Annotated in this window: 24 protein-coding genes and 1 rRNA gene (1 of these 25 only partly in view); 8 read left to right on the top strand and 17 right to left on the bottom strand. The window is 38.3% G+C overall.

Annotated elements, in window-relative coordinates:
- Positions 1–753 (bottom strand): 16S ribosomal RNA (locus MKX72_RS02130) (it extends 799 nt beyond the left edge of the window).
- A gap of 343 nt (positions 754–1,096) precedes the next feature.
- Positions 1,097–1,963 carry a nucleotidyltransferase-like protein gene (locus tag MKX72_RS02125; protein ID WP_013055174.1) on the bottom strand — a complete coding sequence of 289 codons (867 nt, stop codon included), beginning with the start codon at positions 1,961–1,963 and terminating at the stop codon, positions 1,097–1,099.
- A 222-nt stretch (positions 1,964–2,185) separates the two neighbouring features.
- Between MKX72_RS02125 and MKX72_RS02120 the strand changes: the two genes are divergently transcribed.
- The gene (locus tag MKX72_RS02120; protein ID WP_098112315.1) at positions 2,186–2,545 is read left to right on the top strand and encodes a YgzB family protein; all 360 of its coding nucleotides are present in this window, start codon (positions 2,186–2,188) and stop codon (positions 2,543–2,545) included.
- A gap of 22 nt (positions 2,546–2,567) precedes the next feature.
- Here MKX72_RS02120 and perR read toward each other — a convergent pair whose 3' ends face one another.
- The 6 genes from perR to MKX72_RS02090 form a co-directional block, all read right to left on the bottom strand.
- Positions 2,568–3,002: a peroxide-responsive transcriptional repressor PerR gene (gene perR, locus MKX72_RS02115; protein ID WP_013055172.1), complete on the bottom strand. Its 435-nt coding sequence runs from the start codon at positions 3,000–3,002 to the stop codon at positions 2,568–2,570.
- Positions 3,003–3,256: 254 nt separating this feature from the next.
- Positions 3,257–3,727: a thioredoxin-dependent thiol peroxidase gene (gene bcp / locus MKX72_RS02110; RefSeq protein WP_028412424.1), complete on the bottom strand. Its 471-nt coding sequence runs from the start codon at positions 3,725–3,727 to the stop codon at positions 3,257–3,259.
- 69 nt (positions 3,728–3,796) lie between these two features.
- Positions 3,797–4,189: an ion channel gene (locus tag MKX72_RS02105; protein ID WP_013081554.1), complete on the bottom strand. Its 393-nt coding sequence runs from the start codon at positions 4,187–4,189 to the stop codon at positions 3,797–3,799.
- Positions 4,190–4,281: 92 nt separating this feature from the next.
- Positions 4,282–5,067, bottom strand: a complete 786-nt coding sequence (locus tag MKX72_RS02100; protein ID WP_013055169.1) for an ABC transporter permease — start codon at positions 5,065–5,067, stop codon at positions 4,282–4,284.
- Positions 5,068–5,076: 9 nt separating this feature from the next.
- Positions 5,077–5,868, bottom strand: a complete 792-nt coding sequence (locus tag MKX72_RS02095) for an ABC transporter permease (RefSeq protein WP_013055168.1) — start codon at positions 5,866–5,868, stop codon at positions 5,077–5,079.
- Positions 5,861–6,874, bottom strand: a complete 1,014-nt coding sequence (locus MKX72_RS02090) for an ABC transporter ATP-binding protein (protein WP_028412425.1) — start codon at positions 6,872–6,874, stop codon at positions 5,861–5,863. Before MKX72_RS02090 ends, MKX72_RS02095 begins: the two co-directional genes overlap by 8 nt.
- A 202-nt stretch (positions 6,875–7,076) precedes the next feature.
- Between MKX72_RS02090 and MKX72_RS02085 the strand changes: the two genes are divergently transcribed.
- Together MKX72_RS02085 and MKX72_RS02080 are read left to right on the top strand one after the other, a co-directional pair.
- On the top strand, positions 7,077–8,375 hold the full coding sequence (locus MKX72_RS02085; RefSeq protein ID WP_014461821.1) for a glutamate-1-semialdehyde 2,1-aminomutase: 1,299 nt from the start codon (positions 7,077–7,079) through the stop codon (positions 8,373–8,375).
- A 327-nt stretch (positions 8,376–8,702) separates the two neighbouring features.
- On the top strand, positions 8,703–9,791 hold the full coding sequence (locus MKX72_RS02080) for an FUSC family protein (protein WP_014461822.1): 1,089 nt from the start codon (positions 8,703–8,705) through the stop codon (positions 9,789–9,791).
- Positions 9,792–9,827: 36 nt separating this feature from the next.
- Here MKX72_RS02080 and MKX72_RS02075 read toward each other — a convergent pair whose 3' ends face one another.
- The 5 genes from MKX72_RS02075 to fabL all read right to left on the bottom strand — a co-directional run bounded on the left by MKX72_RS02075 (position 9,828) and on the right by fabL (position 14,071).
- Positions 9,828–11,579 carry an ABC transporter ATP-binding protein gene (locus tag MKX72_RS02075; RefSeq protein ID WP_014461823.1) on the bottom strand — a complete coding sequence of 584 codons (1,752 nt, stop codon included), beginning with the start codon at positions 11,577–11,579 and terminating at the stop codon, positions 9,828–9,830.
- A 169-nt stretch (positions 11,580–11,748) separates the two neighbouring features.
- Positions 11,749–12,285 (bottom strand): nucleoside tri-diphosphate phosphatase, encoded by a 537-nt coding sequence (gene ntdP, locus MKX72_RS02070; RefSeq protein ID WP_013055163.1) that lies wholly within the window; start codon positions 12,283–12,285, stop codon positions 11,749–11,751.
- 195 nt (positions 12,286–12,480) lie between these two features.
- Positions 12,481–12,741: a YgaB family protein gene (locus MKX72_RS02065; protein ID WP_014461824.1), complete on the bottom strand. Its 261-nt coding sequence runs from the start codon at positions 12,739–12,741 to the stop codon at positions 12,481–12,483.
- Between the two features lie 189 nt (positions 12,742–12,930).
- A complete protein-coding gene (locus MKX72_RS02060) occupies positions 12,931–13,224 on the bottom strand; it encodes a gamma-type small acid-soluble spore protein (protein WP_028412428.1) in 294 nt (97 codons plus the stop codon).
- 97 nt (positions 13,225–13,321) lie between these two features.
- Positions 13,322–14,071, bottom strand: coding sequence for an enoyl-[acyl-carrier-protein] reductase FabL (fabL, locus tag MKX72_RS02055; protein ID WP_028412429.1), 750 nt, complete (start codon positions 14,069–14,071; stop codon positions 13,322–13,324).
- Positions 14,072–14,187: 116 nt separating this feature from the next.
- Between fabL and MKX72_RS02050 the strand changes: the two genes are divergently transcribed.
- Positions 14,188–14,412 carry a hypothetical protein gene (locus MKX72_RS02050; RefSeq protein WP_014461827.1) on the top strand — a complete coding sequence of 75 codons (225 nt, stop codon included), beginning with the start codon at positions 14,188–14,190 and terminating at the stop codon, positions 14,410–14,412.
- A 34-nt stretch (positions 14,413–14,446) separates the two neighbouring features.
- Here the strand turns inward: MKX72_RS02050 and mutY are convergent, their stop codons facing one another.
- Complete coding sequence (gene mutY, locus MKX72_RS02045) at positions 14,447–15,541, bottom strand: A/G-specific adenine glycosylase (protein ID WP_155008636.1); 1,095 nt, start codon at positions 15,539–15,541, stop codon at positions 14,447–14,449.
- Positions 15,542–15,780: 239 nt separating this feature from the next.
- On the opposite strand from mutY, the gene MKX72_RS02040 reads away from it, so the two are divergent.
- A complete protein-coding gene (locus MKX72_RS02040) occupies positions 15,781–16,761 on the top strand; it encodes a metal-dependent hydrolase (protein ID WP_074682687.1) in 981 nt (326 codons plus the stop codon).
- A gap of 63 nt (positions 16,762–16,824) precedes the next feature.
- Here MKX72_RS02040 and MKX72_RS02035 read toward each other — a convergent pair whose 3' ends face one another.
- The gene (locus MKX72_RS02035) at positions 16,825–17,094 is read right to left on the bottom strand and encodes a YfhJ family protein (protein ID WP_013055156.1); all 270 of its coding nucleotides are present in this window, start codon (positions 17,092–17,094) and stop codon (positions 16,825–16,827) included.
- A gap of 135 nt (positions 17,095–17,229) precedes the next feature.
- Between MKX72_RS02035 and MKX72_RS02030 the strand changes: the two genes are divergently transcribed.
- Positions 17,230–17,385, top strand: coding sequence for a small, acid-soluble spore protein K (locus tag MKX72_RS02030; RefSeq protein WP_028412433.1), 156 nt, complete (start codon positions 17,230–17,232; stop codon positions 17,383–17,385).
- Positions 17,386–17,469: 84 nt separating this feature from the next.
- On the opposite strand, the gene MKX72_RS02025 is transcribed toward MKX72_RS02030, so the two are convergent.
- The gene (locus MKX72_RS02025; protein ID WP_013055154.1) at positions 17,470–17,784 is read right to left on the bottom strand and encodes a YfhH family protein; all 315 of its coding nucleotides are present in this window, start codon (positions 17,782–17,784) and stop codon (positions 17,470–17,472) included.
- Between the two features lie 82 nt (positions 17,785–17,866).
- Between MKX72_RS02025 and MKX72_RS02020 the strand changes: the two genes are divergently transcribed.
- Positions 17,867–18,520: an SDR family NAD(P)-dependent oxidoreductase gene (locus MKX72_RS02020; RefSeq protein WP_155008635.1), complete on the top strand. Its 654-nt coding sequence runs from the start codon at positions 17,867–17,869 to the stop codon at positions 18,518–18,520.
- Positions 18,521–18,628: 108 nt separating this feature from the next.
- On the opposite strand, the gene recX is transcribed toward MKX72_RS02020, so the two are convergent.
- Positions 18,629–19,438 (bottom strand): recombination regulator RecX, encoded by an 810-nt coding sequence (recX, locus tag MKX72_RS02015; RefSeq protein ID WP_028412436.1) that lies wholly within the window; start codon positions 19,436–19,438, stop codon positions 18,629–18,631.
- A 98-nt stretch (positions 19,439–19,536) separates the two neighbouring features.
- Between recX and MKX72_RS02010 the strand changes: the two genes are divergently transcribed.
- Positions 19,537–20,439, top strand: coding sequence for a TIGR01777 family oxidoreductase (locus MKX72_RS02010; RefSeq protein WP_155008634.1), 903 nt, complete (start codon positions 19,537–19,539; stop codon positions 20,437–20,439).
- Positions 20,440–20,452: the final 13 nt, after the last annotated feature.

The raw sequence follows: 20,452 nt of genomic DNA, 5'->3' as shown, positions 1-20,452 counted from the left end.
AGACCAAAAAGCCGCCTTCGCCACTGGTGTTCCTCCACATCTCTACGCATTTCACCGCTACACGTGGAATTCCGCTTTTCTCTTCTGCACTCAAGTTCCCCAGTTTCCAATGACCCTCCACGGTTGAGCCGTGGGCTTTCACATCAGACTTAAGAAACCGCCTGCGCGCGCTTTACGCCCAATAATTCCGGATAACGCTTGCCACCTACGTATTACCGCGGCTGCTGGCACGTAGTTAGCCGTGGCTTTCTGGTTAGGTACCGTCAAGGTACAAGCAGTTACTCTTGTACTTGTTCTTCCCTAACAACAGAGTTTTACGACCCGAAAGCCTTCATCACTCACGCGGCGTTGCTCCGTCAGACTTTCGTCCATTGCGGAAGATTCCCTACTGCTGCCTCCCGTAGGAGTCTGGGCCGTGTCTCAGTCCCAGTGTGGCCGATCACCCTCTCAGGTCGGCTATGCATCGTTGCCTTGGTGAGCCGTTACCTCACCAACTAGCTAATGCACCGCGGGCCCATCTGTAAGTGATAGCCGAAACCATCTTTCAATCATCTCCCATGAAGGAGAAGATCCTATCCGGTATTAGCTTCGGTTTCCCGAAGTTATCCCAGTCTTACAGGCAGGTTGCCCACGTGTTACTCACCCGTCCGCCGCTAACGTCATAGAAGCAAGCTTCTAATCAGTTCGCTCGACTTGCATGTATTAGGCACGCCGCCAGCGTTCATCCTGAGCCAGGATCAAACTCTCCGAAGAAATGTTTGACTTGCTCATTTTAAAAAATAAAAATTAACGTTGACGTTTGTCGCTTTGTTCAGTTTTCAAAGTTCAACCGCCGCTCTTAAGCGACTTTTTAATCTTACCAGTTTATCTCTTTCTTGTCAACAACTTTTTTAAGAAGTTTTTTCAAGTTTTTGATAAATTTAGTATCGCTCATCAGCGACGTATATAAATTTACCACGGATATTTTAAAGCGTCAATAGATTTTTTAAAATAAATCGTGTTTTTTTAGAAAAACCTTTTATCCAGACTATAAAATCATGTGTCAGGGCATCTATACGTCATAACCATACCGTATCAGATACCCTTTCTCTCTCTATCATTTCGCCACATAGTGTCTATGGTACAAACTCTTTCCTTTGGTTTCTACTTTTTTTACCATAATGATATCTTTTTCAATTAAAAACTCAAGGAGTATTCCTAAGTCAATAGCATAAGGGCGTATTTCGGGATGATGAACAAGTTCATTAAACGTCCATTCCTGCTTTTCACTTTTCATAATATGAACAAGATGCTTCGCACCCAATTCAGTTTTTTTATTGACTAGAAATTCACTTGCTAAGAAAAGCAGCTCCAAACGCTTGCTAACCTCTTCTTGGCTAATAATTAGCTCTTCGTAAAGACGATGAATTTCAGGTTCTATTTTTTTCACTTGGTTCCACACTGTCACTTCTGGGTGAAATCCATTTTCCAACACAGACAGTCGTGCTAAATGATGAAGAGCATGAATGACATGATTGAATGCATCTAAATAATGATTAGACGCATAAAAGTCTTTTCCTTCTTTAAATCGGCGAATCAACTTAGCAAACTCGACACCTATTCTCTTTGTCCGATCTTCTCTAGGGAAATCAATTAAGCGTTTCTTTAAGTTTTCCATATATTCGTTTCGATCAAATAGCACTTTACCATTTAAGATCCAATCAATAATACGGCGGTTCGTCCCATTCATAATCCATTCACTCATTTGCTGTTCAGAAGCCATATAAAGTGCAGCACGCTCATTTTCATATTCGTATTGTTTAATAAAAAGAGAAGTTTCTGTGGTTTTGGTCACAATAAATAAGATAGCATCCAAATTATCCGTCACTGGAGATTCTGATTTCTTTTTTTCAATCAGTAAAATACCGAGTGTGTCTTTATTGCTAGCTCTTTCTTGATATATTGGCCGTAAAACATCTTCCATTTTGAGCTCTCCTAACTGTAATAGACAAATATTTTTCAAAATTTTAAAGGCTATGGACTAAGATTTCTTTTTTTATTATATACGATGTATAACGGATATCCCACTCAGAATTATGGAAATCATTCAGAAAGCTCAAAAACTACGGATAATTTTCCGAAGATTCAATTTTTATTACTATTCACTGTCTCACTCTATGATATATTGGTAACAGGGGGGATACTGATGGGGATAAAGTATTCAAATAAAATTAACAAGATTCGCACGTTTGCACTCAGCCTGATCTTTGTTGGTTTCATTGTTATGTATGGGGGAATTTTCTTTCGGTCTTCAGTCTGGCTAATGACTATTTTTATGCTTTTAGGTTTACTGTGCATCGTAGCTAGTACCGGCGTTTATTTCTGGATTGGCATGCTTTCTACAAAAGCAGTTCAAGTAACCTGCCCTACATGTCAAAAGCAAACCAAAATGCTAGGGCGCGTAGATATGTGTATGTATTGCAACGAGCCGCTTACGCTTGACCGGTCTCTTGAAGGAAAACAATTCAATGAAAAGTATAATAGAAAAAAACAAAAAGAAAGCTGATAGTATCACTACTATCAGCTTATTAATGCGCTTTTTTAGCCGTACAATCAGGACACGTTCCGTAAATTTCCATTCGGTGGTGACTAATATCAAAGTCAGTAATATGAGCAGCCAGCTTTTCTACTTCGTCTAAACCAGGATAATGAAAATCCACAATTTTTCCGCAGCTTTCGCAAATCACATGGTAATGCTCTGTTGTAACATAATCGAACCGGCTTGATGCATCACCGTATGTTAGTTCCTTTACAATACCCACTTCGCGAAATACTCTTAAATTATTGTAAACGGTTGCTACACTCATATTTGGAAACTTACCTTCCAGCGCTTTATAAATATCATCTGCTGTTGGGTGTGTCATAGAATTGATTAAATACTCTAAAATAGCATGACGTTGTGGTGTAATACGAACGCCAGTACCTTTTAACGTTTCAAGGGCTTCTTGTAAATGATTTGACACGTCATGCACCCCTCTTCTATAAGTATTATTACTTTATAATTCTTATAATTAGTCTACATGTTTTACCCACGTTTTGTCAACTTGATGCCTATTCCTATTTTATGTAATAAGTAGAAATTATTCATATATGTTATGCAAAAAAAGAAGTGTGGAAATCAATCCACACTTTTAAATATATTAACATCTGAGGAGGTATGCCCTACACTGATATTGTATGTTCAAAGACTAAAACTGCTCTAGTTATCTGCCTGTTTTTATGCCATTTTTTCTTTAATAAATGATAAAGCTTCTTCCACATGCCCTTTTACTCGAACCTTGCGATACTCTTTTACGAGCGTTCCTTCTTTATCAATGATAAAAGTGGAGCGTTCAATGCCCATATATTCTTTTCCAAAGTTTTTTTTCAGTTTCCATACTCCATACTCTTCAGCTACGCTGTGATCTTCGTCAGCTAAAAGCAAGAATGGAAGACCGTGCTTATCAATAAACTTATGGTGTTTGTCGATTGGATCCGGGCTCACTCCTAGAATCACCGCATCTAGCTCTTCAAAATTTTCATGCTGATCTCTGAAATCACAAGCTTCCGTTGTACAGCCTGGCGTCATATCTTTCGGATAAAAATACAGCACAACGTTTTTTCCTTTCATCGAAGCGAGTGATACTTGCTCTCCATTTGTAGACATTAATACAAAATCGGGTGCTTTTTCTCCAACTACAGCTGTCATATTTATCTGCTCCTTTACGCTTTTCATTTTCTTTGAATAGCGTACCCAATATTAGATAAGATGACAAGTTTAAGTGCGGGTAACAGTTCGCATCACAAAGATTGCAGGCATAATGTAGCCGATAAACGCTTCAAAAGTTGCAAATAATTTCCCAATTCCAACCGGATACATATCTCCGTATCCTACTGAAAATAACGTCGCTGCGCTGAAATACATGCTGTTAAACAGCGTATAAAAGTAATGACCTTCATGTTCAAACCCTCCGCTTAACACTGGAATACTTCCCATCTCACACACTGTATAAATAAGGCTAAACCCCAATAAAACTGTGATATATGAATAAAACAAGACAAAGAAATGACCAATTGAGAAAAAATGAAATTCTCCAAGTTCTTTTTCAAAAAGAAACTTCATACTACCGATTACAAAAACAATGATAACGAGGATTAGAAAAATAACCATCATTCTACTCCTTTAATTTATACTCTACTACCACTATACGCGCATCCTTGTCCATTCATTACTACTCAGAAGCCACGAAAAAGAGCAGGCATTTAATTGCCTGCTCCTCTGTATTTTTTGACACCTGTATTCCATAAGAAAATAGAGATTACAAAAAAGACGATTCCCATCACCGGGGTTAAAAATGCATATCCGTACCATTCTGACCTTCCTAAGAAATAAGCAGCTGGATATACGCCTACAAATGCAAAAGGAAGAATCCACGTTAAAACATATCGGATGACATTGTTATAAATATCTACAGGATACCTTCCGTAGTTTCCAATATTATAAATAGTAGGCATAATAGAGGTTCTGGCATCCGACCAGAAGCCTATGCTTGCTAAGGCGATGAAAATTCCTGCGTATACAAGCGCTCCTCCTAAAATAAACAATAGAAAAATAAAAACATCATACCACTGGAAATGAAGGTGTAAAGAAGACGCAGCGTAAGCCATTACGGCAATCCCTGTGATACCACCAAACAATGATTCCAGTTCCATCCGCTCTAAAATAACTTGAAACAAACTGTGAATCGGCCGCGTTAAAATTCGGTCCATTTCACCTTTGACAATGTAGCGCTCGTTGAAATCCCAAATGTTAAAGAAAGACGAAAAAATAGCAAAAGGGACCAAAAAGAAACCATAAATAAAGATAATTTCCTCTCGTGACCATCCGTGCAGCGACTGAGTATGGCCAAATACAACTAAAATAAAAATCAAATTAACTGTTTGAAACAATAAGTCTGAAATGATTTCAACTACCATATCGGTGCGATACTGAAGCCTTGTTTTCATATATTGACTAATGTACTGAAAGAAAATCGAAAAATAAAACATTTTCATAGACTACCCTCCTTGAATAACCATTTTTTTCTTCGCTATGTTCCACAAACACGCAATAGGAATAAATAGAAGCCCTGACCAAACTGCTTGTGTAATAAGAGCATTTATTACTTCCTGCCCTTTAAATCCATTTGTGAAAATCATGCTCGGAATATAACTAATGGCCTGAAAAGGGAAATAGCTCATAATATGTTGCGCCCATAAAGGATAGAAACTGATGGGCAGAAGAAGTCCTGAAAACAAATCAATAACAACGCGCTTCGCTCGAATGAGTCCGTCATTGTTAAAGAGAAAGAAAGTCGTAATACCCGTTAATAAATTAATTTGTGTATTAATAATGAAACTAAAAATTAAAGACAGTCCAAAATAAAGCCATGTTGCGGCATTGGCTGAAAACTGTACTGGAAATAAAAACGCGACAATAATCATACCGGGCACTGAGAAAAACAGCAGCCGAAAAATCCCTTCTCCCAGTCCTTGCATTGTTTTCATACCAAGGTAGCTATAAGGCTTAATTAACTCTACTGCCACCTTGCCATCTTTAATTTCCATTGCCATTTCACGGTCAATGTTATTAAAATAAAAGGCTCTTGCCATCCATGAAACGGCTACATACGTTGTCATTTGGGTAATGGATAACCCTTGAATATTCTCTTTTCCTCCATAAATAGCGGACCATAAAAAGTAGTAAGCACCAATATTAATCGCATAAATCAATATTCCGCTGTAATAATTCGTCCGATACGCCAGCATCATTAAAAAGCGAATGCGTATCATCTCTATATATTTATCCATTCACAACACCTTCTTCATAAATGTTGCGGATGATTTCTTCCGTTGAAATTTCTTCAATGTTAATATCACTGATTTCGTGCTTTGCCACCACTTTAGCAATCAGCTGTGACAGTAAGTCTCCTTTATTTTGAAGCTGCGCTGTCCACAAATATTTTTGATCACCTTCAATCCAGTTAACAGGCATCCCTTGCGTCAATAGCTTCAACTGCTCTTTATTTGGCGCGGTTCCAAATTCAAACGTGACTTGTTTAAGGTCTCCCCAATTCGAACGCAGCTTTTGCAGTGATCCGTCATAAATAATACTGCCTTCATCGAGCATTACAACGCGTTCACATAAAGCTTCAATATCTGCTAAATCATGTGTCGTAAGCAAAATCGTCGTATTATATTTTTCATTAATTTCTTTTAAAAATTGGCGGATTTTTAATTTAACCAGCACATCTAAACCGATCGTCGGTTCATCTAAAAATAGAAGCGGCGGATTATGAATAAGAGCAGCAGCCAGCTCACAGCGCATTCTTTGACCTAGAGAAAGCTTTCGCACCGGCTTATCTAGCAGCGGTCCAATATCTAACGTTTGAATAACATGTTCCATATGAGCGTTATAATCTTCATCTGACACTTTGTATACTTTTTTTAACAAGCGAAAAGATTCTTGTACGGCAATATCCCACCACAGCTGAGAGCGTTGACCAAAAACAACTCCAATCGTTTGGGCAAACTTCTCCCTTTCTTTATGAGGGTTCATTCCATTTACGGTAATCTCGCCTGAAGTAGGAGTTAAGATTCCTGTCAGCATTTTGATTGTGGTCGATTTCCCCGCTCCGTTTTCTCCTATATAACCTACCATTTCCCCTTGTTTTACGGTAAACGAAATATCGTTCACAGCTTTCATAACTCTATAATTACGGGTAAATAAATCCCGGAATGCCCCTTTAAGGCCAGAGCGGCTAGAATAGGCTTTAAATTCTTTCCGAAGTTGATTCACCTCAATAGCATTTTTCATTGTATTCCCTCCGTTACGTCGACGTATTAGTGGTTTCTTTTATTGTTTCCGGCGCCCTTGCTAGCAACTCCTCTGCGAGATGAGGAACTATTTTCTAGCAGTTAGCTCACAAATTTCTATCATACACGTTCTCGAATGTTTTTCAAGAAACAAATAAGTTTGATAGAATAAAGAAGTTGAACTTTTCATTAGGAGGCATAACATGCAATTTACAAAATCAGAACAATTACACGCTGAAGCGCTTGAACATATTGTAGGCGGCGTTAACAGCCCTTCACGTTCATATAAAGCCGTAGGAGGCGGAGCACCTGTTGCAATGGAAAAGGCAAGCGGAGCTTATTTCTGGGACGTCGATGGAAATAAATATATTGACTATTTAGCAGCTTACGGCCCTATTATTACAGGACACGCTCATCCTCATATCACGAAAGCTATTACAAAAGCAGCTGAAACGGGTGTTCTTTACGGTACGCCAACTGCTCATGAAGTCACATTTGCTAAAATGCTCAAAGAAGCGATGCCCGCATTAGATAAAGTGCGCTTCGTCAACTCTGGAACAGAAGCAGTTATGACAACGATCCGTGTAGCACGCGCTTATACTGGACGCGATAAAATCATTAAATTTGCAGGTTGCTACCACGGCCATTCTGACCTTGTATTAGTAGCAGCTGGATCTGGTCCTTCTACACTCGGAACTCCTGACTCTGCTGGTGTACCAAAAAGTATCGCTAATGAAGTCATCACGGTTCCTTTTAACGATATCGAGCCTTACAAGGAAGCATTAGAAAAATGGGGCGATCAGATTGCGGCTGTTTTAGTAGAACCGATCGTTGGAAACTTCGGAATTGTTGAGCCCGAACCCGGCTTTTTAGAACAAGTAAATGAATTAACTCACGAAGCTGGAGCGCTTGTTATTTACGATGAAGTTATTACAGCGTTTCGCTTTATGTACGGTGGAGCTCAAGATTTGCTTGGTGTAAAACCTGACCTCACTGCATTTGGAAAAATCATCGGGGGCGGTCTTCCAATCGGAGCCTATGGCGGTAAGAAAGAAATCATGGAAAAAGTGGCACCACTTGGGCCCGCTTATCAAGCAGGTACAATGGCAGGAAACCCAGCTTCTATTCTTTCTGGGATTGCTTGCCTAGAAGTACTAAAGCAAGAAGGCGTTTATGAACAGCTGGATAAGCTAGGGGCGATGCTCGAAGAAGGTATTTTAAAACATGCTCGTACATATAACATGCCTATTACGATCAATCGATTAAAAGGCGCTCTTACTCTCTACTTTACAACAGAAACGGTTAAAAACTATGAACAAGCAGAAAATACAGACGGCGAGTTATTCGCACGCTTCTTTAAACTAATGCTCCACCAAGGTGTCAATTTAGCTCCTTCGAAATATGAAGCATGGTTCCTTACTACAGCTCATACAGAACAAGATATTACCGACACATTAGAAGCAGTGGAAAAAGCATTTAAACAGTTAAGTGAAGAACGCTAATTTTTACTCTAAAGCACTCGTTTGAAAATGAGTGCTTTTTTGTCTTATCTTTGGGTTTTCTTATAGAACATCCTCACCCTTCATAACCATTTCTTACACGTCATCTCCTTTTTGTCAGCCTGTCGAAAAATCCCGAGAAATACCCTTATTTTTCTGCTTGTTTTCTCTTGATATCCATTCTTAAACCTTGTATAGTATGTTATTGTTTATATTATTTCCAACAGGTTATGTAATAAAGAAGGATTGATTTTTGCAATTTATCATTTGTTTTGGGGAACATTCTTCATAACGAAAAAACTTTTTTACAGAAAGGAACTACGAACGCACATGAAACTTGGTGCCCGCATCTTAAAAACGGGAATTGCCATTACACTTTCATTGTTATTAGGTGAATTTCTAAGTTTACCATCTCCAATATTTGCGGCAATTGCGGCTGTTTTTGCAATTCAACCGTCTATTTACAGATCTTATTTAACGATATTGGAGCAAATACAGGCGAATGTGATTGGAGCTGCTTCTGCAGTTTGTTTTGGACTTATTTTTGGTACCCATCCCATCATTATTGGTTTTACCGCTGTTGTTGTCATCGCAGTCAACTTAAAATTACGTATTAATAATACAATTGGACTTGCGCTTGTGACAGTAATTGCAATCATGGAAAATCCAGGAGATAATTTCGTTGAATATGCGCTTATACGCTTTGGTACAGTGTTACTTGGTGTATTCTCAGCATTTATTGTCAATCTTATTTTTATTCCGCCAAAGTATGAAACAAAACTGTATTATAAAATTGTAAGCACAACGGAAGAAATTATTAAATGGATTCGCATGAATCTTTATCACGCATCTGAGCACACATTGTTAAAAGAAGACATTGAAAAAATGAAAGACAATATGGCGAAGATGAATCAACTTTTCGACTTTTATAAAGAAGAAAGAACTTATTCAAAGAAAAAACGTTTTGTTAAATCACGCAAGCTTGTTTTATTTCGTCAAATGATTACCGTAACAACACGGGCTCTTACAACTTTGAAACTACTTCACCGAGTAGAAAACGACCTTCAAGTCATGCCTCAGCAATTTCAAGATTTAATCAAATCTGAAGCTGAGTGTCTTCTAATGTACCATGAGCAAGTATTGTTAAAATTCATTGGGAAATTACGCGTACAGCCAACCACTACTGTACCAAACGAAGCCTGCGTTGGAAAACGAGCTTTAATCGATAAATTTATGCAGTACAAAATATACGATAATGATGAAGAGAATAAAGTTATTTATCATATATTTCCTTTAATTTCTGTTATCATTGAGTATAGTGAAGAGTTAGAACATCTTGATAAGCTGATTGATACGTTCCAAAACTATCACAAAGATGACAACTCTTTTGATATTAATCATCAGCGACAAGAGGATTAAAAAACACCCCCTATGGTGAACCATAGGGGGTGTTTTTTAAATGGTATCAAGCTGCTGAACGTTAAAGAGCTCATAGTAGTGACCTTTTTTCTTAATTAACTCTTCATGAGAACCTCGTTCGACTACTCTTCCATTTTCTAAAAGCACAATTTCATCAACATGAGTAATTGTAGATAAACGATGGGCTACAATAAAGGTGGTACGGTCTTTTGCCAGTTCAGCTAACGCTTCTTGAATATAGTGCTCGCTTTCCAAATCTAAAGCTGAAGTGGCTTCATCAAAAATAAGAATAGCCGGATTTTTTAAAAATACGCGCGAAATGGAAATACGCTGTTTTTGGCCTCCAGACAGCTTCATTCCTCGCTCTCCCACTTTTGTATCATATCCTTCGGGCAAGTTCATGATAAAATCGTGAGCATTTGCAGCTTTTGCCGCAGCGATGACTTCTTCATCTGTCGCCCCTGGCTTTCCAAGCAGTATGTTGTTTTTAACCGTGTCACTAAACAGCACCGTATCCTGCAGGACGATTCCAATCTTATCTCGCAGGCTGCGTACTTTATAAGTTTTGATATCGATGTCATCAATAAGGATTTTCCCTTCTGTCACATCGTAAAAGCGGGGAATTAAGCTGATAAGCGTGGATTTCCCTCCTCCGCTCATTCCAACAAACGCAACGGATTTTCCTTTTTCTACATCTAAATTAATATCATGAATAACAGGTTTTTCTTCTTTCTCATAAGCAAATGAAACATTCTCAAACTGAACCTTTCCATGAAGCTCAGCGCATTCTTTTGCATCTTCTTTGTCCGTAATATCATATTCTTCATCAATGAACTCAAATACCCGATCCATAGATGCAACAGACTGTGTGAGGGTAGTAGATGAATTGACCAATCGACGAAGCGGATTATACAAGCGATCAATGTAGGCAACAAATGCTACCATCGTTCCTACGCTAAGACTTTCTGTGATGACTTGATATCCAGCAAATGTAATCACGATTAAAGGCGCCAAATCGGTAATGGTATTCACTACTGCAAATGTTTTTGCATTCCAATTCGTATGATTGATTGCTTTTTGTAGAAAATTTGAATTTTGCTTATCAAATTGTTTCTGCTCATGAGGCTCAATAGCAAAGCTGCGAATAACAGAGATTCCTTGAACCCTTTCATGCAAGTGACCCTGTACTTCCGCTAAAGCCTGCGAACGGACTCGCGTTAAATGGCGCAGACGACTGTAAAAATATTTTACAGAGAACGCATAAACCGGCAGCAAAATAATCGATACCAGTGTTAAAGGTACATTCATCGTAAACATAATCACAATGGCTATTACAATCGTCATCATATCAAGCCATACGTTCATTAAGCCTGTGATAACAAAGTTTTTTGTTTGCTCTACATCATTAATGACTCGTGAAATCACTTCACCCGCTCGCGTGTTTGCATAGTAACGCAAGCTAAGCTTTTGAATATGGCTAAACAGCTGATCCCGAATATCATATAATACTTTGCTCGATACCCACTGAGCATAATACTGCCTGTAATATTCAATGGGAGGTCTTAACACTAAAAATATAACAAACGAAATCCCCATAATCGTCACCATTTTATGAACTTTTTCAGAGGAAGACATGCCATGTCCATTTACGATATCGTCCAAAACATATTTCAAAAGCAGCGGAATTAATAAAGGAATAGCAAATTTAATAATACCAATTAAGACAGTGCCGACAATTTGCCATTTGTATGGCTGTACAAACTTCATGTAGCGTCTTATACTTCCCATAAAATCTCCCCTTTCTATCTATGAGGGCAAGCTTTCTTAGTATATGTACACGCGTCGATTTTTTAGTGCTTTTATCTCTTCTAAAAGATGGCGACCATAACGCCAAAAAGAACATTATATCAAACAGTCAGCTTTAGACGGCCTAACATAATGTTCTCTAGCTCATTCATCAAGAATGCCGATACGTTAAAAAACGTTCATACCAAATGTCAATGAAATCTGGAGCAAACGGGCCTTTTCGCTGTCGAATCCAACCTTTTAACTCCTCGACGTGATTATGTAAAATACGGTCAATCACTTCTGGATAATTCATTTCTTTTCGATGCTTCTCATATTCATCTTCATCAAGAAGGGTGTATGTCATATCTGGATAGACTTTAATATCTAAATCATAATCAATATATTTGAGCGCTTCATTGTCATCATAAATGAACGGCGAACTGATATTGCAGTAATAATAAATTCCATCTTCACGGATCATCCCAATGACGTTAAACCACTGCTGAGCATGAAAATAACAAATTGCCGGCTCTCTTGTGACCCATGTTCGTCCATCTGATTCTGTAACGACTGTACGATCATTTCCTCCAATCACTAAGTTATTGGTTGCTTTTAATACGGTTGTCCGATCCCACACGCGATGAATATGTCCATTATGCTTGTAGCTGTGTATTTGAATTGTTTCTCCTTCCACCGGAATTCCCATCTCCAATACCTACTTTCATTTTAGCACTTAAAAAAATTCATATAACGTCTCCATTTGTCTTATGTTTATTATAACGGTTTCTCTCTCATTTTAACACAAATGTGCTAACCTTCTTGAGTTCAAAAAAGTCACTCCCCCTACTTTTCCTTTGCTTAGCAGCCTTAAAAAAGAGAGGAAGTGACACATCAATGTTCATTAAGCAAGTGTAGAGCAAGCCCCTTCACTTTTATATGTACGAATAATGTCTTCGGTTTGTGCTTCAAACGTCAATTGAATCTCTTTTAATTTTAGCTTCATTTCACTAATTTCATCTTGCACAGAATGAAGTTTTGCTTCTTCATGAAGTTTTACTAGTTCACCTTCGATTTCCTGACAACGCTCAATCTCAGACTGCAAAAACAGAAGTTGATCCATGGTCTCCAATTGTTGAGTCACTAGCTGATCAAATTTTTTCATACGATAGCTCCTCCCTATTTGCTTTAACCATACACGCGGCACTTCTGTTAACATTCTGTTTAGGTGAGACAGATTCCTTTGACGAGTTGTGTAAAGTTTCAAGAAGTTTTGTCATACTTTGTTGCTTTTTATATAAGAAAAAGCGAACTTAACATCGCCGTTTGAAAGACGTTAAGTTCGCTTTTGATATTAACCTTGGTATTTACCAGCGTTTTGGTTTTTCTTTGCTTCAGCTTGTGCGTTTTGTTGTCTCACTTCTTGAGCACTTGTTTCGCTAGCAAATTCAGTACCGAAGTTGTTTTTAGATGCTTGAGCATTTTGGCTTTTGTTTGCCGCTGCTTGTGCATTTTGTTGCTTCACTTCTTGTACATTTGTTTCGCTACCAAATTCAGTACCGAAGTTGTTTTTAGATGCTTGAGCATTTTGGTTTTTCACGTGTTGTGTGCTTGTACCAGATGCTGTTTTGTTAGTTTGTTTTGCCATTGTAATCACCTCCACGAAAATTAATATGCCCGGGAGGTAAATAGGGTATGCAAACTTTTTTCAGTATTTTAAAGCGCAAGCACAAAATACATTTACCTTACATTAAAAGTGAACGCCCTCCGTCAATAATAAGCGTTTGACCGCAAATCATATTTGCTTGATCGGAGACTAAGAACATCACTGCATCTACCATGTCTTTTGGCTCCACCATACGACCAGCTGGAGTATGTTTGCGCGCATCATCTAACAGTTCATCACGATTTGGGAAGTGCTTTAATGCTTCTGTATCCACAGCACCTCCAGATACAGCATTTACCACAATATTTTTTGGAGCAAGCTCCACTGCTAAATAGCGGGTCAATGCTTCTACAGCAGCTTTTGACACGCCTACTGTTGTATAATTTTCCAAATAGCGAATAGAACCGAGCGAACTGATGGTAACAATCTTTCCTCCGCCTACTTTTTCCATACGTTTAGCCGCTTCTTGTGCACAGAATAAATATCCTTTGCTATTGATGTCCATTGTCCAATTCCAGTGAGTTTCTTCTAATTCCATAATAGGACGTAAAACTCCTGAAGCTGCATTACTTACAAATACGTCTAAGCGACCGAATGCGTCATCAATTTGCTCAAACATTTCTTTAATTTTCTCTACTTTTCCTACGTTTGCTTTAACAACTAATGCTTCTCTGCCTAATGCTTTGATTTCTTCGGCTACTTCCTGCGCTGCACTTTTGCTTCGTGCATAGTTTAATACAATATCGTATCCTTCTTTAGCAAGACGTAAGGCAATCTCTTTACCAATACCTCTGCTGCTTCCCGTAACTAGTGCTACCTTTTGTGACATGATGTCATCTCCCTTATGTATCATATTATCTTTACATTGTACTGATTTTATCGCATAAGAAACAAGTAATATAGGGAAAATAGATAAAACTTGATAAAATGAACGAGGTGAATAGAATGTATGTAGGTCGAGACATGACGGCTCTTTCAATGATTTCTAAAAGCGAGTGGAAAGACAGCGAGCTTGCGTTTTTCCATCACTCTTTACAGCAAATGACGCCGTATTTAAATGCTGAAGGACAAAGTATTCATCAGCAAATTATTAAAGAAATTGAAGCACGAGGCGGGTTACAGCGCCACGAAGCAGATTATACACACGGCACGCACGTATCATATGATTAAATAAAAAGAAGCGCGGAGTTTATCCACGCTTCTTTTATTTAACAAGCAAATATTCTTTTAAGATTTTTTGATGGGAAACCGGAAATGCATATTGTTCTAAGTCTTTTTCAGAAACTACTTTCAAATTTTTTAATGCACTGATATCACTTGCAAGCTCTGCTTCATATACTGTGATGTTCCAGACGATATGAGAAAACACGTGCTGAATTGTGGTAAACGGCGCATTAATTTTAATATCAGCTCCGTACTCATTTTGAATAAATGCCTGAAGCTGCTGATGATCTGGCGCTATACTAAGATCTACTTCTATATTTGGAAATTCCCATAGATTAGCTAAAAGTCCTTTGCTTGGACGCTTATGAATTAGATAATTTCCTTCACCGTCTTTAATCACCGCTGCAGCAAGCTGAAGAGCACGCGGCGCTTTTTTCTTTGATTTAACAGGAAGCTCATTCTGCACTCCTTCTTCAAAAGCGCGGCAGTGTTCGCGAACTGGACATAACAAACAGGAAGGAGAAGTTGGTGTACAGACAATGGCACCAAGTTCCATCATGCCTTGATTGAAATAGGAAGGATTATCTTTTGAAATAATTTCATGCACGATTTCTTCAAACAGCTTTCTTGTTTTCGGTTTTGCAATATCATCCCAAACGGATAAAATGCGCGATAGCACACGCATGACATTTCCATCTACAGCAGGCTGCGGCACTCCGTATGCAATACTTAAAATGGCCCCTGTTGTATAAGGACCCACTCCTTTTAGTTTGGAGATTTCTGCTGGCGTATTTGGAACTTTTCCCCCGTATTGTTCGTGGACTTCTCGAACAGCGGTTTGCAAATTACGGGCACGGGAATAATAGCCTAATCCTTCCCACGCTTTTAACACATCATCTTCATTCGCATAAGCTAAGTCTTTGATAGTGGGAAATTTGCTAATAAAATTATTAAAATAAGGAATGACCGTATCTACTCTCGTTTGTTGAAGCATAATTTCAGATACCCACACCTTATAAGGGTCCTGATCTTGACGCCAAGGTAAAATGCGCTGTTCCTGCTCAAACCAAGAGATTAAGTCATTTTGAAATGCTTGAATATCAAAATTTTGTACAATATCTTTACTTTGTTTCACGTCATAGCCTCCGAGGTATTAACTATACATATACAATGTGTTGCTTTTTGAATCTTAGTAACTTTATGATAACCTTATAACAACTACAAATATGAATAGTAAAATGAATTGTTCAAATAATGAATAAAAACAGCCGATTTGCTGCGTTAATAATAAAATGAGATTTTTTGCTTTAAATCAAGCTTTCATGCTGAATTAGAATAATCTAAGATCGTCATCTTACAAAGGAGGAGTTCGCTCTGGATACTGGTACACACATTGCAATGGGAATCGCTCTGGGCGGCCTTGCAACATTAGACCCCACTGTATCTGCGAATACAGCCACAATGGATGCTGTGATGATTGGCGTAATGGCCGGGTCATTAGCACCTGATTTAGACACTGTTTTAAAGCTGCGAAACAATGCACAGTATATCCGCAATCACCGTGGAATTACACATTCTATCCCGGCTGTTATTTTATGGCCTTTGCTTATCGTGCTCATTCTTTCGCTTCTGCTACCAGGAGCTAACTTGCTGCACCTATGGATGTGGACCTTTGCAGGCGTCATTATTCACGTTTTTGTTGATATCTTTAACGCTTATGGCACGCAGGCTTTACGGCCTTTCACAAATAAATGGATTGCGCTTGGCGTAATCAACACGTTTGATTACGTGATTTTCTCAGCTCACGTACTTGCGATTTTAATCTGGTTTATTGGAGCAGAGCCAGGACCAACATTCATTACGCTGTATGTGTTATTGGCGTTTTACTATGGACTGCGCTTTTATATGCGCCATCAAATCGCCAAGAAGCTTCGAAAACAGTTTCCTGATGTTATCAAGCTCAATATCTCTCCTACGCTGCGTTTCACTCACTGGCACTTAGCCGTGACGACCGAAAAGTACTTTCATGTAGGAAGAGCAATCGGAGAAGAAATTTTTATTTATGATACGTTTGATAAAGTTCCAATTCCTGAGTCGGCCGTAATTGAAGTAGCGAAAAAAGATGAAAATTTATCTGCTTTTCTTTCCTTTTCACCTATTTATAGATGGGAACTGGACGAATATAACGACCACATTGAAGTGCGCTTTATTGATTTGCGCTACCGCAGCAAAGACTACTATCCATTTGTAGCCGTAGTACAGCTTGATTACGACTTAAATATTATTTGTTCGTACACTGGTTGGATTTTCAGTGAGAAAAAATTGCGTAAAAAGCTTGATTACCTCCCGCACTAATCATAACAAGAACAAATATGAAACCCAAAAACGAACCGTCTTGAGAAGACGGTTCGTTTTTATTTAATGTTTTAAATAGTCATCGTTATTTAATAAATGCTGATATTTAGGGTTTTTAACCGCGATTTCATGAAGTTTGTCACCGTAGCTGTTGATATACATCGTAACAACCTTTTCCGTCGCTTCTTTCCCTTTATAATCATATCCGGCTTTTGCGTAAGATGACTCAAAATCTTCCCAGAAAAGTTCGACCCACGTACGGGCTTGAGCATATGAAAGCGAACTGTTTTTATTTAATAGCTGATTCGTTAATCTTTCGAATATATCGTTCATAAGAACACCTCGATTACCAAAATTCTTTATGAGTATGTTTGCACTTTTAACTTACACTATAAATGCGGAGTTATTCACTCCCTCATGTACTATATCATAACCGCAACGCTTTCTGTTGTAAAAGGAGAGGTATCGATGCGCAATAAAGCAAAAGATTTTACAAACCAACATCATACTAAGTTTGAAGGCGAGCCTCGAGCAAAAGCAGAATACGCATCAAAACGTGCAAATGGAACGATCAATACGCATCCGCAAGAACGTATGCATGCTTCTAATGAGCGCGAAGAATAACCGCTTGCTTTGCTTATTTGTTTAAAAGTAAAGCGAATATAGAAATCAAACAAGCAGCACACTTCGTGCTGCTTGTTCGTCCCTTTATTTTTTCAACATGGAAATAGGCAATGCCTCTTCATTTTGCGGTGAGCCAAGTCTAAACCCCCATGCAAAAACTCCGTTCATATAATCAATTTTAAAATATGAACCCGGATCTCCTTGAATTTCATATACTTCCCCTGCTTTAAACGTTTCAGGATCCAATAAATACGATCTAGCCATTGTTACTTTTCTTTCTAATACTGCATACTCGTTGACCATGCCAAGCTGTTCAGCTTTTCGTGCTTTTTCTTGAAGAGACCCAATTTCTTGTTGAAGTTCATACGTCGTCATATCACTATAACGTTTTTCAGACATGCTGTTTTCCCCCTTGTTTGCTTTCATTTTATTATAACAAAAGGTATAACTAAAGGGAGACTATGAAAAGGGAGTTTTGGGAATGAAAACAGTGCTAATCACAGGCGGTGCGACGGGTCTTGGAAAAGAACTCGCAAAACTTTACGCAAAAGACTACAACGTCATTCTAGCTGGACGCAATCAACAGAAATTAACTGAGGCGCAGCATGAGCTAGGAGACAACGTATATACGATGTCTGTAGATATTACACAGTATGAAGAAGTAGGAAAATCTGTAGAAAAACTGCTGATGCAGCATTCAGTAGATATCCTTATCAACAACGCAGGCATTGGACATTTTGGTCCTTTGACAGATTATACAAAACAAGCAATCGATGAAGTCATCGATACAAATGTAAAAGGAACTATTTTTTTAACGCAAGCGCTTATGCCTCATCTCTTGACGAGACCTGAACCTAAAGTTATGAATATCATTTCAACTGCAGGACTTCGAGGGAAAGCCAATGAAAGCGTCTATGTGGCAAGTAAATTTGGCGTAAGGGGATTTACAGAAAGTTTAAAAGTGGAGTACCAAGATACCAACCTTCATGTGACGGCAGCTTATATGGGAGGCATGAATACTCCTTTTTGGGATCACAACAACCACATTAAAGATAAAAGCCGCTTGCGCTCAGCTTCAGAAATCGCTGAGATTATTTATAAACAGCAGAATGACTCAGAAGATATTTTGTTTTAAAAAGATTGAAGCATCACAATAAAAAAATCCGAACGAGTTGGATTCTCTATCAAGAATCTCGATTCATCGTTCGGATCTTCCTTCAACTAACATACTTTTTTCCCCGCTCTATTCCTCTTCAATAGAATCTAAAAATGATTGAATTTGTTCAATGGAGAATCCTTTTCTATAAAGAGCCTGCTTCATTTTTTGCTGATATTCCCAGCCTTCATACTTTGAAAAACGACGATGAGCTTTCATTCCTTGATATTGCAGAGCTTCCCAAACCTCATCGCTTTCTTTTTCTGTATCCGTTCGCTGAAATGCTTCTTGAATAACAGAAAACGAATAGCCCTTCACTGCCAATGCTTGTTCCATTTTTTGTTTCATCATTACTTGAGATAACTTTTTATATTTCCCTTTTAACTTTTCAATTAATTTTACAGCAGTTTGAATTTGCTGTTCTTCAGGGTATTCACATAAACTAAGGGTAATAATGGAATCAGAAATCCCCTTTTCTTTTAATTCTCTTTGAATCACATTTGGTCCTTTTGGTGTTGTGTTCATCTGAGTTAACACAAATGCTTTTGCAAACTCTTCATCATTTAAATAACGGTGGCTGACTAGTTTCTGAATAACTTGTTGAATAATAGTAGAGTTAATTTCTTTTTTCTTTAAATAATCATGTACCTCTTTTTCAGAGCGCATTCGATAAGATAAGTAAGTGATCGCTAAATTATAAGCTTTTTTCTCATCATCTGCGTACTGAATTTCCGTTAATTCAAATTCATCAAGCTCACGACCTTTTTTTAAGTCATATTTGATGAGGACATTTTCGTCAACACCAAAGCCAAACTCTTCACCTTTACCGTAATCTAAATACACATTATAACGTTCACCGCTATTCTTTTGCGTTGTGATCTTTGTGACAACAGGCATTAACCTTCACCTCATATTTTTTATTTAAATTGATGGCTGAAGAACCGCCAAACGTATCATACACGTTTTTATTTATCTCAATAAAGGAGGAAGTTCGTATGAAAATTGTTATTGCTGGAGGAACTGGATTCGTAGGTAAAGCTTTAACAAAACATTTTTTAACACAAAAACATTATGTATATATTTTAACACGCAATGCAGATAAAGCTGCAAGAGATCCGAAACTTAAATATGTAGAGTGGATGCAAGAAAACAGCCAACCTGAAGAGCATGTAGAAGGAGCAGACGTTTTTATCAATTTAGCTGGCGTTTCACTTAACAGCGGCCGCTGGACGGACGAACGCAAAAAAGCCATCGTGGAAAGTCGCCTTTCTTCTACTCAAGAAATTCTTCGCATTATGGCTTCTTTACCCGAAAAACCGTCACTTTATGTAAATGCAAGCGCCGTTGGTTATTACGGGACATCAACGAAAGAAACGTTCACAGAAGCTTCTCCATCGATCGGGACAGACTTTTTGGCTGAAACGGTAAAAAAGTGGGAAAATGAAGCGCTAAAAGCCATGGAAATCAATATTCGTACTGTCTTAACAAGATTCGGCGTTATATTAGGGAAAGATGGCGGAGCACTTCCTTCTACGGCCCTTCCTTATAAATTATTTGCAGGAGGAACAGTCGGTTCCGGAGAACAGTGGATGTCTTGGGTGCATCTTCAAGACGTCGTGAAGATCATTGATTACTGTATTCATACCGAACAAATAGAGGGAGCTGTTAACGTCACTGCCCCAAATCCCGTTCAAATGAAAGAGTTTGGAAAGACGATTGGAAAAGTGTTGAATCGTCCTCATTGGATGCCCGTACCTAGCTTTGGCCTTCAGCTGCTGATGGGAGAAATGAGTATGATTATTTTAAAGGGACAGCGCGTTTTACCTGAAAAATTGATTCAACAGAATTACATTTTTACATATACTGTATTAGAAGATGCATTGCGAGATTTACTCTAGTTATTTTCTGTTA

The organism is Priestia sp. FSL R5-0597 (assembly GCF_038006305.1).
Lineage (GTDB): Bacteria > Bacillota > Bacilli > Bacillales > Bacillaceae_H > Priestia > Priestia zanthoxyli.
This window is presented reverse-complemented; position numbering and strand designations above follow the sequence as displayed.

Bases quoted from the DNA above. Each gene is read 5' to 3' on its own strand.
- MKX72_RS02030 (WP_028412433.1), top strand. From the start codon at position 17,230: ATGCGCAATAAAGCAAAAGATTTTACAAACCAACATCATACTAAGTTT.
- fabL (WP_028412429.1), bottom strand. From the start codon at position 14,071: ATGTCACAAAAGGTAGCACTAGTTACGGGAAGCAGCAGAGGTATTGGT.
- MKX72_RS02125 (WP_013055174.1), bottom strand. From the start codon at position 1,963: ATGGAAGATGTTTTACGGCCAATATATCAAGAAAGAGCTAGCAATAAA.
- MKX72_RS02085 (WP_014461821.1), top strand. From the start codon at position 7,077: ATGCAATTTACAAAATCAGAACAATTACACGCTGAAGCGCTTGAACAT.
- MKX72_RS02020 (WP_155008635.1), top strand. From the start codon at position 17,867: ATGAAAACAGTGCTAATCACAGGCGGTGCGACGGGTCTTGGAAAAGAA.
- bcp (WP_028412424.1), bottom strand. From the start codon at position 3,727: ATGACAGCTGTAGTTGGAGAAAAAGCACCCGATTTTGTATTAATGTCT.
- MKX72_RS02025 (WP_013055154.1), bottom strand. From the start codon at position 17,784: ATGTCTGAAAAACGTTATAGTGATATGACGACGTATGAACTTCAACAA.
- MKX72_RS02105 (WP_013081554.1), bottom strand. From the start codon at position 4,189: ATGGTTATTTTTCTAATCCTCGTTATCATTGTTTTTGTAATCGGTAGT.
- MKX72_RS02035 (WP_013055156.1), bottom strand. From the start codon at position 17,094: ATGAACGATATATTCGAAAGATTAACGAATCAGCTATTAAATAAAAAC.
- MKX72_RS02075 (WP_014461823.1), bottom strand. From the start codon at position 11,579: ATGGGAAGTATAAGACGCTACATGAAGTTTGTACAGCCATACAAATGG.
- MKX72_RS02120 (WP_098112315.1), top strand. From the start codon at position 2,186: ATGGGGATAAAGTATTCAAATAAAATTAACAAGATTCGCACGTTTGCA.
- MKX72_RS02100 (WP_013055169.1), bottom strand. From the start codon at position 5,067: ATGTTTTATTTTTCGATTTTCTTTCAGTACATTAGTCAATATATGAAA.
- recX (WP_028412436.1), bottom strand. From the start codon at position 19,438: ATGCCTGTTGTCACAAAGATCACAACGCAAAAGAATAGCGGTGAACGT.
- MKX72_RS02080 (WP_014461822.1), top strand. From the start codon at position 8,703: ATGAAACTTGGTGCCCGCATCTTAAAAACGGGAATTGCCATTACACTT.
- MKX72_RS02065 (WP_014461824.1), bottom strand. From the start codon at position 12,741: ATGAAAAAATTTGATCAGCTAGTGACTCAACAATTGGAGACCATGGAT.
- MKX72_RS02095 (WP_013055168.1), bottom strand. From the start codon at position 5,868: ATGGATAAATATATAGAGATGATACGCATTCGCTTTTTAATGATGCTG.
- MKX72_RS02090 (WP_028412425.1), bottom strand. From the start codon at position 6,874: ATGAAAAATGCTATTGAGGTGAATCAACTTCGGAAAGAATTTAAAGCC.
- ntdP (WP_013055163.1), bottom strand. From the start codon at position 12,285: ATGGGAATTCCGGTGGAAGGAGAAACAATTCAAATACACAGCTACAAG.
- MKX72_RS02060 (WP_028412428.1), bottom strand. From the start codon at position 13,224: ATGGCAAAACAAACTAACAAAACAGCATCTGGTACAAGCACACAACAC.
- MKX72_RS02050 (WP_014461827.1), top strand. From the start codon at position 14,188: ATGTATGTAGGTCGAGACATGACGGCTCTTTCAATGATTTCTAAAAGC.
- MKX72_RS02010 (WP_155008634.1), top strand. From the start codon at position 19,537: ATGAAAATTGTTATTGCTGGAGGAACTGGATTCGTAGGTAAAGCTTTA.